The organism is Variovorax sp. P5_A3 (assembly GCF_056400665.1).
The window spans coordinates 21,751-35,572 of the sequence record NZ_JBFUKW010000025.1 but is presented as its reverse complement, the minus strand read 5'-3'; the positions used below and the strand labels follow the sequence as shown (position 1 = coordinate 35,572).

General features: G+C 62.2%; 10 protein-coding genes and 2 pseudogenes. 8 read left to right on the top strand and 4 right to left on the bottom strand.

All coding sequences use genetic code 11. The annotated features are described in order from the left end of the window. Nucleotides 1–73: 73 nt before the first annotated feature. The 3 genes from AC1D3B_RS28590 to AC1D3B_RS28580 are packed head-to-tail and all read right to left on the bottom strand — an operon-like array spanning nucleotide 74 to nucleotide 2,531. Nucleotides 74–1,126, bottom strand: coding sequence for a molybdopterin-dependent oxidoreductase (locus AC1D3B_RS28590; RefSeq protein ID WP_478194049.1), 1,053 nt, complete (start codon nucleotides 1,124–1,126; stop codon nucleotides 74–76). Beyond that, nucleotides 1,119–2,336, bottom strand: a complete 1,218-nt coding sequence (locus tag AC1D3B_RS28585) for a carbon-nitrogen hydrolase family protein (protein ID WP_478194048.1) — start codon at nucleotides 2,334–2,336, stop codon at nucleotides 1,119–1,121. The genes AC1D3B_RS28590 and AC1D3B_RS28585 overlap by 8 nt, the downstream gene beginning before the upstream one ends. Before the next feature lie 54 nt (nucleotides 2,337–2,390). Beyond that, a complete protein-coding gene (locus AC1D3B_RS28580) occupies nucleotides 2,391–2,531 on the bottom strand; it encodes a hypothetical protein (RefSeq protein WP_478194047.1) in 141 nt (46 codons plus the stop codon). Between the two features lie 100 nt (nucleotides 2,532–2,631). Between AC1D3B_RS28580 and AC1D3B_RS28575 the strand changes: the two genes are divergently transcribed. The 4 genes from AC1D3B_RS28575 to AC1D3B_RS28560 all read left to right on the top strand — a co-directional run bounded on the left by AC1D3B_RS28575 (nucleotide 2,632) and on the right by AC1D3B_RS28560 (nucleotide 6,564). Next, nucleotides 2,632–3,738, top strand: a complete 1,107-nt coding sequence (locus tag AC1D3B_RS28575) for a CmpA/NrtA family ABC transporter substrate-binding protein (protein ID WP_478194046.1) — start codon at nucleotides 2,632–2,634, stop codon at nucleotides 3,736–3,738. Between the two features lie 2 nt (nucleotides 3,739–3,740). Then, nucleotides 3,741–4,592, top strand: a complete 852-nt coding sequence (gene ntrB / locus AC1D3B_RS28570) for a nitrate ABC transporter permease (protein WP_478194045.1) — start codon at nucleotides 3,741–3,743, stop codon at nucleotides 4,590–4,592. An 11-nt stretch (nucleotides 4,593–4,603) separates the two neighbouring features. Then, nucleotides 4,604–5,446: an ABC transporter ATP-binding protein gene (locus tag AC1D3B_RS28565; RefSeq protein WP_478194044.1), complete on the top strand. Its 843-nt coding sequence runs from the start codon at nucleotides 4,604–4,606 to the stop codon at nucleotides 5,444–5,446. 176 nt (nucleotides 5,447–5,622) lie between these two features. Then, nucleotides 5,623–6,564: a LysR family transcriptional regulator gene (locus tag AC1D3B_RS28560; RefSeq protein WP_478194043.1), complete on the top strand. Its 942-nt coding sequence runs from the start codon at nucleotides 5,623–5,625 to the stop codon at nucleotides 6,562–6,564. Between the two features lie 153 nt (nucleotides 6,565–6,717). Here the strand turns inward: AC1D3B_RS28560 and AC1D3B_RS28555 are convergent. Beyond that, nucleotides 6,718–7,021, bottom strand: a pseudogene (locus AC1D3B_RS28555) (IS66 family transposase); the annotation flags it as partial. 867 nt (nucleotides 7,022–7,888) lie between these two features. Between AC1D3B_RS28555 and AC1D3B_RS28550 the strand changes: the two are divergent. From AC1D3B_RS28550 to AC1D3B_RS28535, 4 genes and pseudogenes are all read left to right on the top strand, one after another. Beyond that, nucleotides 7,889–9,034 carry a branched-chain amino acid ABC transporter substrate-binding protein gene (locus AC1D3B_RS28550; RefSeq protein WP_478194042.1) on the top strand — a complete coding sequence of 382 codons (1,146 nt, stop codon included), beginning with the start codon at nucleotides 7,889–7,891 and terminating at the stop codon, nucleotides 9,032–9,034. Between the two features lie 196 nt (nucleotides 9,035–9,230). Continuing rightward, nucleotides 9,231–10,990 (top strand): annotated as a pseudogene (locus AC1D3B_RS28545) (long-chain-fatty-acid--CoA ligase). 597 nt (nucleotides 10,991–11,587) lie between these two features. After that, nucleotides 11,588–12,760 carry a M20 aminoacylase family protein gene (locus AC1D3B_RS28540; RefSeq protein WP_478194041.1) on the top strand — a complete coding sequence of 391 codons (1,173 nt, stop codon included), beginning with the start codon at nucleotides 11,588–11,590 and terminating at the stop codon, nucleotides 12,758–12,760. A gap of 132 nt (nucleotides 12,761–12,892) precedes the next feature. Continuing rightward, on the top strand, nucleotides 12,893–13,822 hold the full coding sequence (locus tag AC1D3B_RS28535) for a branched-chain amino acid ABC transporter permease (RefSeq protein ID WP_478194040.1): 930 nt from the start codon (nucleotides 12,893–12,895) through the stop codon (nucleotides 13,820–13,822).

The following is a 13,822-nucleotide window of genomic DNA, read 5'->3' as shown; positions in this document are numbered from 1 at the left end:
AAGCGGCAGCACATGAAGGTCTTATAAGTTTCACGAACTTGGCCGCTGGCAAAGGAAATCGTTGTTACTCTGTCTAATAGCGCGATAGAACCCGCTGAATCTGAACCGAATGGGCCGTGTTTCGTTTCCCGCTCAATGGCTGGATAGTTCCATCAGCGTCCCGAGCTCTCGCGATGATGCTCACCGGGCCCGGCGTTCGCGGCAGTGCAAGCGTTGCCGCGAACTGCTGCCATTCGAATTCCCGGCGGGGCCGGACCTCGGTCTCTTGCCAATTTGCCCCGTCGTCGGTGCTGAGAGCCACGCCACCGATGCCGTTGTTGCTCCAGGCCCAGCCTTTGACTTCCACATCATCTGTGGAGATGGTGTCGCCGGGTGCCGGATGGGTGATCATCGAATTGGGTTCGACGGCCCACACCGGCTCTCGAACGACTCCGCCTTCGCGTTCCATGTCGCGGTTGTACCAGACGGTCGTGAAGGGGGAGTTTGCACGCCTGCCTCGGACCGACAGTCGGCAGAGCCATTTCGTCATGTTGGTGCCGAACCAGCCTGGCACGACCAGGCGAACCGGGCCGCCCCGCTCGCGGGTCAGGGGCGCGCCATTCATTTCGTAGGCAACGAGCACCTTGTGAGACAGCGCCTTCGAGATCGGCAGATCCTTGCGATACCGGTTCATCTTGCGGCCGCCGAACTCGCCGCTGTCGAGGCCGTCCGACCAGACATGGGTGGCACCCGCCTCGGGCTGCGCTTGCTCGAGCAGCACAGCCAGCGGCGCACCGGTCCATTGGACGTTGCCTACGCGCAAGAGATTGCCATCGGCCGGAACCAGGGGGCTGCCAAAGCACTCGTGGAAGGCGGTGACGGAGACTGAAGGCAGCCGCCTGAGAGCGTCCAGGCCGAGGGAGAAAGGCCTGCGGACGAGCCCGTCCACCTGCAGTCGCCAGCGCTTGGCGTCGACTTCGACCGAGCCCATGTGGATGGTTTCGAAGAGCTGCGCATCGGATGTGATGAAGTCGCGCAGCGCCGCAGGGGCCGGTGGCGGCTTCAGATGGAATCCGGGCGATCGGCCAATGACGACCGAACGCTCCACGCCTTCGGGCAGCGGTGGCAGGAAATCGGAGCTACTCATCCAGCACCCCGGCGGTGATCTCATCGTCGAGCAACCGCGGAAACTGCGGATCGGCTTGCCCCGACCATGCAACAGGCTCGTGGCGGCGGCGTTCGACACCCAGAGAGAAGATGTCGAATCGGTTGTAGTAGCCCACCACGTCATGGAACTGCTTCGGCTCGATGCACTTGTTCAAGTCGAACTCGGCATAGGCGATCCCCTCCTCATTCTGGAGCGTGTCGCCGATCTGCGTGCCGGTCGGGTCCACGAACATCGACGCGGCGCGCGGGGTGCCGTCGACCACTTCTGCCACGGCCGGATCGCGATCCACCAGGAAGTCACGCATCGTCATGTCCATGAAGCTCGCGCAGATGATTCCGAACGCCTTGGCTTCGAACGAATGGGCGGACGCCCGAATGCGGTTTGCCGCAACGTTGTCGAAGTTTCCGCCGCCCGACGGCTTGCGCGTGGGCCACATCGGCGGCCAACTGGAGACATGGATCTGCTCCGCCTGCGCCATGAGCGAGAAGCGTGCGAGCGGGTTGGTGTTCTCGCCGCAGATCAGCCCGCCGATGCGCCCAAAACGCGTCTCGGCGACCCGAAGCCCCTGTCCGTCTCCCGCCGCCCAGACCAGCTTCTCGTAGAAGGTCGGCACCAGCTTGCGATGGTGGTTGAGCAACTCGCCCGTCTCGCCAATCAGGATGTTGGAGTTCCAGATGCAGCCGGCGCTCACGGTGCTGCGTTCGCTGATGCCCATCGACACGCACACGCCAAAGCGCTTGGCGGCTGCCGCAATCAAGGCCACCTCGGGCCCCGGCACATAGACGCTGTTCTCGACCATGGCCTCGAACAGATCGTGGTTGTAGATGGGCGCCCACAGTGCCGCCCACACCGGGAACGCCGGGATATACGTCTCCGGAAACGCGATCACCTGCGCGCCATGAAGGGCGGCCTCCTTGATGATGGACACGGCCTTTTCGGTCGTGGCGGTCTTGTCGAGCAGCACCGGCGCTGCGTGGGCGGCGGCAACCTTCACCCGGGGCAATGAACTCATGTCAGGTACTCGCTGTGCGTTGCTGAGGCCCACAGGATAGTTGCGGGTACAGCCGCATAGATGCTCAAAAAACGCAACAAGAGGTGCGTTTTTGCGGGCTCCACGGGTCGATGCAGGATCTGCGCACAGCGGGTTGTGAATTTCCCGGCGGCTATTTGCACGGAACATGCTCACCATTGCCGTGTCGCGGACCTGATCCGTTCAACCCAGCCTGGAGGGCCCATGGACCCATCACACGAGTATCTTCGCCTTTCCCGCACCGGCCTCTGCGCATGTGGCAGTACCCACGGTGACGATGAGGAGTGCCTCGCGGAGAAGCCTGCGACCGCCGACGATGCGCTGGCCGGTGCCATGGCCCAGGGCATGCTGCACGGCCTCTTTCCAGAGCACGGCCTGCGGCGGGCATTCGTCAAGACGCTGGGGAGGGCAGGGGCGCTGGCCGCGCTCACGGCACTCACGCCGCTGACCCAGCTTGCCGCCGTCGCGCAGGAGCGCAGCAAGGGCGCGCCGGAGAAAAAAGCGGCTCGCCGTCGGCTTCCTGCCCATCACCTGCGCGACGCCGCTGATCTATGCGGAGCAGCTCGGACTTTTCCCCCGCGAGGGCCTGGAACTGAGTCTGCAGAAAATCGCCGGAATCGCGCTGATTCGCGACAAGATGGTCAACGGCGAACTGGACATCTCCCAGCAGGTGATGCCCGTTGCGCTGGCCATGTCGGCCGGCATCGGCGGCGCTCCCATTCCGGCCCGTGTGCTGACGGTGCTCAACCAGAACGGCAATTCGCTGGTCCTTGCGATGAAGCACAAGGACAACCGTGATCCGAAGAACTGGAAGGGCTTCAGGTTCGCCGTGCCGTTCGAGCAATCCCATCAGATGCTCCAGCTGCGCCACTACCTCGCATCGGCAGGGCTGGACGCGGACCGGGACGTGTCCTACCGCGTCGTTCCTCCGTCCGAGTACGTCTCCAACCTCCGCGTGGGCAACATCGACGGTTTCTTCGGCGGCGAGCCGGGCGGCCAGCGCGCCGTGTACGAAGGCGCAGGTTTCATTCACCTGGTCTCGAGCGAGATCTGGCCGGAGCATCCTTGCTGCTCGGTGACGGCAACCGAGGCCTGGATCAAGGCCCACCCGAACAGCTTCATGGCCGCCTACCGCGCGATCATTGCGGCGAGCCTGCACGTGTCCGAGCCTGCCAATCGCACAGGGATGGCCAGGATCCTTGCCCAGCCCCAGTATCTCAATCAGCCCGAAACGGTCGTGGACCAGGTCCTGACCGGCAGGTATGCGGATGGCCTCGGCATCGTGAAGACTCTGCCGCGCCGCATCGACTTCCAGCCCTTTCCTCATTACTCGAGCGCGGTCTGGCTTCTGACCCAGATGCGCCGATGGAACATGATCAAGGAGGACCTGGACTACAAGGGCCTTGCCCGACAGGTCATGCTGGCCACCGATGCAAAGCGCCTCATCGAGGAGCGCGGCGGCAAGGCGCCCGAGGTCGGATTCCGCAAGGAAATCATCCTGGGCAAGAGCTTCGACTCCGACCGTCCCTCCGAATACCTGAAGTCGCTGGGCAGGGCCTGACCATGCAGAGCGCGATCTCGACCTCACGCTCCTGGCTGGCCACCTTGGCAATTGGCTTGCTCTTGCTGGCCGTCTGGCAGGCACTCGCCTCCAGCGGGGGCGGCAGCGCGTCGGCGGAGCTTTCGGACTATGACAACCTGATGGGAAAGAGCCCCGGCGCATCCTTGGAACGCTCGGCCATTCCGACCCCAGTCGACGTGTTCAAGCGCGCCGGCGAACTGTTTGCGGATCCATTGCGCCGCAATGGCGAGAACGATCTGGGCATTGCCTGGCACTTGCTCGACTCGCTCAGGCGTGTGTTCAGCGGCTACGCCTTGGCGGTCCTGGTCGGGGTTCCCTTGGGCTTCTTGCTGGGACTGGTTCCATGGCTGGGCCAGGCGCTGAACCCTTTCATCCAGCTGCTGCGGCCCGTTTCCCCCATGGCTTGGATGCCGCTCGCGCTCTACACGCTGAAGGACAGCGGCGCCTCGGCGATCTTCATCATCTTCATCTGTTCGATCTGGCCCATCCTGCTCAACACCCTCTACAGCACCGCGAGCGTGCGCCAGGACTGGACCAATGTCGGCCGCGTGATCGGACTCACGCCACTGGAGCGCGCACGCAAGATCGTCTTTCCGGCGGCGGTTCCCATGATCCTCACGGGCATGCGCATCTCGATCGGCATCGCCTGGCTGGTGATCGTGGCGGCGGAGATGGTGGTGGGCCAGAGCGGGATCGGCTTCTTCGTGTGGAACGAATGGAACAACCTGCAGATCTCCAGCATCATCGTCGCCATCGTGATGATCGGCATTGTCGGCCTGGTGCTCGACCAGTTGCTCGGCGCATTGATGAAGCAGCTGAGCTTCCGTGAATGAAAGGGCAGACGATGTTGCGGCCAACTTTTTCCACTGTTTCGACTGCCTCGACCGCCACGCCCGGGTTTTTGCGCGTTTGCGGTGTGCGGCAGACCTTCAGCGCGCCTAAAGGCGAATTTCCTGCGCTCAGCGAGATCAATCTGGAGATCCGCAGAGGCGAGTTCGTCGCCCTGATCGGCCACTCCGGTTGCGGCAAATCCACGCTGCTCAATCTTCTTGCCGGGCTCGCATCGCCGACGGCGGGAACCGTCTCGTGCGACGGGGAGGTCATCCGAGGGCCGGGACCTCGACGGGCGATGGTGTTCCAGAACCATTCTCTCCTGCCGTGGCTCAGCTGCTTCGACAACGTGCGCATGGCCGTGTGCAGCGTGTTTCGTGCCGAGTCCGCATCCGCGATCGATCACCGCACCGAAGCGGCGCTTGCAATGGTCGGCCTGGCGCATGCCGCGCACAAGAAGCCCAGCGAAATCTCAGGCGGCATGAAGCAGCGCGTCGGCATCGCCAGGGCACTGTCGATGGAACCTCAGGTCCTGCTGATGGATGAACCCTTCGGTGCGCTCGACGCGCTCACGCGCGCCAAGTTGCAGGACGAGCTGCTCGGCATCGTCGAGAAAACCGAAAGCACCGTCGTCATGGTCACGCACGACGTGGACGAGGCGGTGCTCCTTGCGGATCGCATTGTCATGATGACCAACGGTCCCGCGGCACGGATCGGGGAGATCCTGGACGTCCCCATCGGGCGCCCGCGCGACCGCGTCAGCCTGGCCACCGATCCGACCTATGCGGAGTGCAGGCGCGCACTGATGGACTTTTTGTACCGGCGTCAGGCGCATGTCGAGCAGCCTACGGGCTGAGTTCGCCTTGGCGATCTTCCATCTTCCATCTTCCAGGACTGGGCTCGGACTGGGAAGCGGCCGTGCGAGGCCGAGCTTTCACTTGTCTTGCGGATCTCGATGTGAAATGCTATCCAGGAGCCACCGGCCGGTCAGGCCGATGGAGGATTGCATACGACAACGCACGAGAAGGCCGAATGACGACCAAGAAGGTACCCCTCGCCAATCTCGATTGGGACGATGTGCGCCTGTTCCTGCATATCAACCGGACCGGGAGTCTTTCCCAGGCGGCCAGGCAGCTTCACATCGATCATTCCACGGTCAGCCGACGGCTCTCGCAGTTGGAGCTGTGCCTGGGCGGCCCCCTTTTCGAGCGTCACCGCACCGGACTCAAACCTACCGAGCTGGCGCACGTCCTCGCGTTGCAGGCCGAGAACATGGAGCGGGCAGTGTTGTCGCTGCAAGAGGAACTTGGCGGAACCGACAGGGAGCCTTCAGGCAGCGTGCGTATTGCCATGATGGAGGGGATCGGCACCACCTTCGTGGCTCGCCACCTCGAGCCGCTGCTGCGCACGTATCCGAAGCTGCGGGTGGAACTGGTGACTTCTTCTTCCATCGTCAACGTGAGCCGCAGGGAAGCCGACGTCTTCGTCAGCTTCTTCAAACCCATCGGCCAGGGTTTGGCGTGCGAGACAGCGGGCTCGTTTGCGTTGTACCTGTATGGCTCGCCGAGTTACCTAGAGAACCACGGAGTGCTCGCGAGTCTGTCCGATCTGCCAAAGCATCAGTTCGTGGGATACTTGGACGACCTGATCCAGCTCGACGCAGTCCGCTGGCTCGATGACCTGGTCGCGAGGCCTCCGATGAGCTTCCAGTCCAACAGCATGCTTGCGCAGATGACGGCCGCTGCGTCTGGGCTGGGCCTTGTGCTGCTTCCCAAGTTCGCCGTGGTCAAGGAGGACACTCTGGTGCCGGTGCTTGCCGACACGGCAAGGGTGATGCGATCACTCTGGGTGAGCGTGCACCACGACCTTCAATACTCGGCCCGAATACGAGCCGTCACCGAGTATCTTCGCTGGCTCTTCGAGTCAAAGCAGGAATGGCTCAGTGGCCCTCCGGACGCTGAGCCGCGCGGCTAGCGTGGTGAGATAGAAGCCCGTTGACAAGCGATCCTCGCTCGCAAGGGTCCTTCAGCAAACGCTGCGGTGGCGCCGATACAATCCCCGCCGGCGAGCTCGGTTGCAGCGTCTGATTCATCCTCCTGCCTTGTCGAATTCAGCCGATCTCTAACCCTTGCTTGCCAGCACCTGTGAGTGCAGCCCAGCCGTCGGGATGCCCTTGTCGTGACGCGCGGGGGGCGACGGACGCCTGCGCCGGCGTCTCGCACTTCGTGCAGACCCACCTGCCCCGCACGTGTCGCTCGACACTGAAGACCCTAGGGCGTTAGCTGAGCTTTTTGGTGACATCCTCGACGGAACGCTAGAGGGTGCAAACGCAGGTACGGGTGGTGCTCTCGGGCTCGTGGCGGATCGCCCGGCGCGGCAAGTGCGGGGGCAGTGGCTGGCGCTTGGGCAACTGCTTCTCGCGCTGCGCAGACGACGCGGTCACGCCTAAGACACTAACCTGGCGTGCCGGAGCCTATTCGGTGCTCGCGCACATGTCCAAGGGCTCGATGAAAAGCCACAGCGCGTCGACGCAAATCTCCTGTGGATCTCACACGGTCACGCTGTTGATTTGATGCGCTTGCCGGCCAGGCTTGTTGGCCGCCGCTTCGAGTCGCCCCTCCCGCGTCCACCGTGCAGCGCGACTTGTGAACGAGTTTGGCGTTGAGGTCGTGCGTGTGCGCGACCTGCGCTAATGAGGCTCCAGGCTCCGCGCACGCCGCAGGCGCTGGCCGCTTCAGTTCGGCCGCTTGGCGTCGCCGGCTAACGCGTTTGGAGTCCTCCACAGGCATCCACCAAAGCCTGAACTGACGCCCGAAATTTGAATGAACCCAAGGATCCGAAAGCCACCCGATTTCTTCTCGAACCTCATGAGGTTTCTTTCGAAACGGCGACAGCGTCGCAGGAGAACGCGCGGATGTTCCGTTTTCAGTCACCAGAACGCACGGTTGACTCGTTTCCATCCCCTTAAAGTTTGTCTTGATCTTGATACTCCAGATGAACATGAATTGCAGACTTCGAGCTGTCAAATTGCCACCTGATTGGTGTTGACACGGAATCATGAGTGATTGTGGAAAGAGCCAGGAGCGAGTGTTTTGGTCACCCCTCGGATTGACCATTCTCAAAAGTAGGGCCGGCAGCCCGCACCGCAAGCTGTCGAGAAGAATATTGTCGAGCGGGACTTCGACAGCTTCATTGGTGCTCATCCCGCGCACCTTGGATTTCGCATATTCGATCGCTTTGACAAGGCGATCGATTTGCGACGCCGAATGGAGTCATATTGCACTTTGAAGGAGATGTCATGAATTTTTTCTTCGCGGCTTCATCGGTAAGCGTCCTCTTGGCGATCGCATCGACTGCAAGCTATGCACAAACCACTGTGGTCCGAATTGGCCATGTGGCTGCAACCAGCGGTCCACTTGCTTCATCTGGTAAATCGATCGAAAACGCCGCCCGACTTGCAGTCGAAGATCTCAACGCGAAGAACATTGCGATCGGGGAGAAAAAAGCACGCTTCGAACTGATCGCTGAGGATGACGCTGCAGACCCCAAGCAAGCTACAGCCGTTGCTCAAAAGTTTGTCGACTCAAACGTGAACGCCGTCATCGGGCATCAAACTTCAGGCACATCAATCCCCGCGTCCAGGGAGTATTCCAAGGCCGGAATACCCCAAATTAGCGTAGCCGCGACAAACCCAAAGTACACGCGTCAAGGTTACAAGACGACCTTTCGGGTGGTCGCAGACGATGCCCAGCTGGGTCGAGCGCTCGCGAAGTTCAGCGTCAGCGAACTCAAGGCCAAAGTAGTTGCCGTCATAGATGACCGCACTGCATACGGGCAGGGGATCGCTGATGAGTACGCAAAGGCAGTGTCCGAAGCCGGCGCGTCACTTGCACGTCGTGAGTACACGAGCGACAAGGCAACTGACCTTTCCGCCATTCTTACCAGCATCAAGGCAGTCAAGCCTGACGTTATATTCTTCGGCGGGATGTATTCGGTCGCCGGACCGATGATCAAGCAGATCAAACAGCTTGGGCTCTCTGTCAAGGTGGTAGGCGGCGACGGCATCTGTACCGAGGAACTTCCAAAGATTGCGGGGGATGCCATTGGCGAACGGATGGTGTACTGCGGCGAGGCCGCGGGTACCACAGCGGCGCAAGCAGCAGCGGTCAGTGAGTTCAACCAGCGGTACAAGAAGCGTTATGGCATGGACAGCGAGATCTTTGCAACCAATGCATACGACGCAGTCGGCATCTTGGCGGCAGCCATGCAAGCAGCGAAGTCCGCTGACCCCGAGAAGTACTTGCCCGCTCTAGCTGCGACAAAGGGCTACAAAGGCTTGACTGGTGAGATCTCGTTCGATGAGAAAGGCGACCTAAAAAACGGCACGGTGACGCTGTACACGATAAGCACCAAAGGGCGACAAAAAGTCACGGTTGTGCAGTGACCCACGCTCCGTCAGACTACTCTAGCGGCCGCCCAGGTCTGGCCTGATTCTTCGAAGCACTGCGATTGCAGTCTGACTATTTTGGACAAATGCGTGCAACTGCACGGTGGCTACAGCTAAACGCAGGAACACGCGGTGGTGTCGCGCATCGAGCGCACCTGGCCCTGCCCTGCAGACAGAACACTGGAGACAAGGCATGCGGACTTTCCCGACCGCCCACGCATCCCTAGCACCCTCTCCTGCCGACTGGCCGCCCGGCGTGCCGCGCCAGCTGCAGGTGCCCGATGAATCGCTGTGGCAGGGCTTCGCGGCCCGCGCCGAGGCCACACCCGACAACGTGGGCCTGCATTTTCTGGGCCGCGACTACACATGGGCCGCGCTGGTGCGCGAGGCCGAGCACCTGGCTGGCGCGCTGCAGGCCCTTGGCGTGCAGCGCGGCGACCGCGTGCTGCTGTTCATGCAGAACTGCCCGCAATACGTGATCGGCCTGCACGCAGTGCTGCGCGCCGGCGCAGTGGTGGTGCCGGTGAATCCGATGAACCGGGCCGACGAACTGGGCCACACATCACCGACGCGCAGGCCCGCGTGGCGTTAGCCTCGTCAGACATCGCGGGCGAACTGGCGCGGGCCAGCGCCGGCCTGCTGCCGGCCGACGGCCTGCGGCACCTGGTCTGGTTCGACCTGGCCGATGCGCTGCCGCCCGATGCCGACACACGCGACTGGCCCGCCCCATGGCAGCAGTGGCTGCCGACGCGCCATGCGGTTCCGTCCGCGCCTGGCACGGCGACGCACGCCTGGGCAGAACTGGTCGCCCAGGCCTATGCGCCTGCACCGCTCGCGGCCAGGGGGGCCGACCTGGCGCTGCTGCCCTACACCAGCGGCACCACCGGCGCGGCCAAGGGCTGCTTGCATCCGCATGCCACGCTGCTACACAACGCCCTGGGAGCCGGCCCCTGGCTGGACATGCGCGTTGGCGACGTGGTCCTGATCGTGGTGCCCATGTTCCACATCACCGGGCTGGTGATGGGCCTGCTGGCCAGCATTCGCCACGGCTGCCGAATCGTGCTTCTGCCGCGCTGGGACCGCCGCATCGCCGCACGCGCGATCTCGGCCCATGCCGTCACCCATTGGCCGAACATCCCGACGACGGTCATCGACCTGCTCGGCGGAGACGACCTGGACCAGTACTGTCTGGACAGCTTGCGCTACATTGGCGGCGGCGGCGCGGCCATGCCCGAAGCGGTGGCGCTGCACCTGAAGCAGAGGTTCGGTCTGGACTACGTGGAAGGTTACGGCCTTACCGAGACCGCCGCGCCGACCCACCTCAACCCAATGCACGCGCCGCGTCGTCATTGCCTGGGCATGCCCTGGATCGGCACCCGTGCGCTGGTGGTCGATCCGACCACGCTGCAGCCCCTGCCCGATGGCGAGGTGGGCGAGGTCTTGGTGCACGGCCCGCAGGTGTTCCTCGGCTACTGGGGCCAGGACAAGGCCACGGCCGACGCCTTCACCGGGATCGAAGGCGTGCGCTACTTCCGCACCGGCGACCTGGGCCGGCGCGACGCCGACGGCTTCTTCTTCATGGCTGACCGTCTCAAGCGCATGATCAACACCAGCGGCTTCAAGGTCTGGCCGGCCGAGGTCGAGGCCCTGCTGCACCGGCATCCCGCGATCAAGGAGTCCTGTGTGATCGCCACGCGCGACTCCTACCGCGGCGAGAGCGTGATGGCGCTGGTGGTGCTGCGCGACAGCCACCGGTACCAGACCAGCGCCGAGGACATCATCGCCTTGGCGCGCGATCACATGGCTGTATACAAGTGCCCGCGCGAGGTCAAACTCGTGGAAGAGTTGCCCCGCAGCGCCACTGGCAAGGTGCTATGGCGCCAGGCCCAGGCCGACCAGGACGCGCTCGACGCCGCCTGCAATGATTCCGCCGCCGGCCCGTCGCTATGCTGACTCTCCCGTCCATCCACAAACCAACAGCAACCATCTTGAAGGACTAGGGAGACTCTGATCAGCCACTGATCTCAGATTGGGCGAGCGCGAGTTGGTGACGTCGGACCTGAAGCCGATGTGGAGCAGTGCCTTGAAAGATCCCGTGAGCGCCCCCACTGGCGCCGATGCGGGGAGCAGCTAGCTGCAGATATCACTGTGCTAGTTGCCTGTGAGATGCGTGAAATCGAAGCCGATCTCGTCACACGTTAGGTATTTCGGGACGTTCGCAACTCCGCGCCACGCTTCCCTCCGGCACGCTGTACCTAGCGCATCATTGATGAGTTAGCTTGCGCGAGTGACTTCGAAACCGCATTGAGCCATTCGACGGCCACATCAGAATTCGCATGGACGTTGCGTCGTGGTGGCCATCATAGGGAAATTCCACCACTTCGACTGCGATAACGTACTCAAGGCCGTTCTGCATGAACGTTTCTCGGGCAGGCGAGCGTTTGGGCATCTACGCCCCGCAGCATGTGGGGAGAGTTCGCTCCGCCAGTTTACTTCGCACAGCGATGGCCCTTTGAATTTCCAAAGTTTCCGCTTACAGGAGAGCTCGCTATGTATTCTGAGAATGAGTTTGGTGATCAGTTGATGCGGTGGCGTCGCGATTTCCATATGTTCCCCGAGACGGGGTTCAATGAGCGAAGAACTTCCGACACGCTTGCGACGACCTTGGAGCTGCTGCAGCTGGAGGTTCATCGAGGAATCGGGGGGACAGGCATTGTGGCGAACCTGCAAGTGGGAAGCGGCCCGGGCGTAGTTGGCCTTCGCGCCGACATGGATGCATTGGCTATGAAAGAGGTTGCGGAGGGGCGCGAGCACATCTCTCGCATCGATGGTTGCATGCACGGATGTGGCCATGATGGTCACATGGCGATGGTTCTGGGTGCGGCAAAGCTACTAACGGAGCGCCGAAATTTCAACGGAACCGTTCGCTTCATCTTTCAGCCCGCCGAAGAACATGGCCGTGGCGCCAAAGCGATGATCGACGATGGTTTGTTCGAACGCTTTCCGGTCGACGAGATCTTCGCTGTGCACAACATGCCAGGCCTTCCAGAAGGGAGGATCGCGATCCGGGAAGGAGGGATCATGGCCAGCGAGGACAACTTCGTCATCACAGTTAAAGGCCGCGGCGGTCATGCATCGGCACCGCATCTCACGACGGATCCGCTGATAGTCGCCGGGCAGATTCTTCTAGCGCTGCAGACCATCGTTGCAAGGTCGCTGGACCCTTCGGAATCGGGAGTTGTGTCCTGTACCGAGTTCTTCACAGATGGAATTCGCAACGCCATCCCGTCCAATGTCACCATCAAAGGCGATACAAGAAGCTATACGCCCGTTGTGCAGGCAATGATTGAAAGGCGTATGCGTGAGATTTGCTCGGGCATCGCGGCGGCGAACGGCGTTGACTGTGAGGTGCTCTACACGCATGAGTTCGCGCCGACATACAACTCTCCGGTGCAGGTCCGGGGGGCTGTCGCAGCCGCCACAGCAGTCGTTGGTCGTGAAAATGTGAACAACAACACTCCGCCGATTCTTGGTTCAGAAGACTTTGGCGCGTTTTTGAAGGTCGTCCCTGGAGCCTTTGCATTCATCGGGAATGGGGTAGCGGGAGAGCCAGGTGGCATACCCCTGCACAACGCCGCCTACGACTTCAACGACAGCATTCTTCCCGTTGGGGCCCGCTACCTCGCCGAGCTGGCCGCTCAACGACTACCCAAGGCGATCTGAGAGTCTGTGCGAGTCGTCGCGGGCTCGCACGGTTATCGAGATCTATGGCGACGGGCTCTGGAGTTCGGTGAGCTCGCCTGAATATACATATTAATACGGAGACATGGCGCGCTCGACGCCAGGTATTGCCACGTGGAAATTCTGCTCCAACAGGTTATCAACGGTCTGGTCCTCGGCAGCATGTATGCCTTGATAGCCTTGGGCTACACCATGGTGTACGGCATCATCAACCTGATCAATTTTGCGCACGGCGAAGTGCTGATGGTGGGAGCGCTCACGAGCTGGACCATCATCGGGCTCATGAAGGAATCCATGCCCGGCACGCCCGGCTGGCTGGTCCTCATCATCGCGCTGATCATCGCCTGCATCGTTGCAGCCACGCTCAACTTCGTGATCGAGAAGGTCGCCTACCGGCCGCTTCGCAACAGCCCCAAGCTCGCGCCGCTCATCACGGCCATCGGCATGTCGATCCTGCTGCAGACGCTGGCAATGATCATCTGGAAGCCCACCAACAAGGCCTATCCCAATCTACTGTCGACCACGCCCATCGAGGTGGGCGGCGCGGTGATCTCGCCCACGCAGTTCATGATCCTGAGCGTCACGGCGTTCTCGCTCGTGGTGCTGATGTGGCTGGTCAACTACACCAAGCTCGGCCGCGCGATGCGCGCCACTGCGGAAAATCCGCGCGTCGCGGCGCTGATGGGCATCCGGCCCGACATGGTCATTTCCGCCACCTTCATCATCGGTGCCGTGCTCGCAGCCATCGCGGGCGTCATGTACGCCTCCAATTACGGTATCGCGCAGCACGCGATGGGCTTCCTGCCCGGCCTCAAGGCATTCACCGCGGCGGTGTTCGGCGGCATCGGCAACCTGGCCGGCGCGGTGGTCGGGGGCATTCTGCTCGGGCTGATCGAGGCCATCGGCTCCGGCTACATCGGCACCCTCACGGGTGGCGTGCTAGGCAGCCACTACAGCGACATCTTCGCTTTCATCGTGTTGATCGTCATGCTTACGCTGCGGCCCTCGGGCCTGCTCGGCGAGCGCGTGGCGGATCGGGCCTGA

What these genes read in the sequence shown, in the direction of transcription:
- AC1D3B_RS28550 (WP_478194042.1), top strand. Translation starts at nt 7,889, where the DNA reads ATGAATTTTTTCTTCGCGGCTTCATCGGTAAGCGTCCTCTTGGCGATC.
- ntrB (WP_478194045.1), top strand. Translation starts at nt 3,741, where the DNA reads ATGCAGAGCGCGATCTCGACCTCACGCTCCTGGCTGGCCACCTTGGCA.
- AC1D3B_RS28565 (WP_478194044.1), top strand. Translation starts at nt 4,604, where the DNA reads ATGTTGCGGCCAACTTTTTCCACTGTTTCGACTGCCTCGACCGCCACG.
- AC1D3B_RS28585 (WP_478194048.1), bottom strand. Translation starts at nt 2,336, where the DNA reads ATGGTGAGCATGTTCCGTGCAAATAGCCGCCGGGAAATTCACAACCCG.
- AC1D3B_RS28540 (WP_478194041.1), top strand. Translation starts at nt 11,588, where the DNA reads ATGTATTCTGAGAATGAGTTTGGTGATCAGTTGATGCGGTGGCGTCGC.
- AC1D3B_RS28560 (WP_478194043.1), top strand. Translation starts at nt 5,623, where the DNA reads ATGACGACCAAGAAGGTACCCCTCGCCAATCTCGATTGGGACGATGTG.
- AC1D3B_RS28590 (WP_478194049.1), bottom strand. Translation starts at nt 1,126, where the DNA reads ATGAGTAGCTCCGATTTCCTGCCACCGCTGCCCGAAGGCGTGGAGCGT.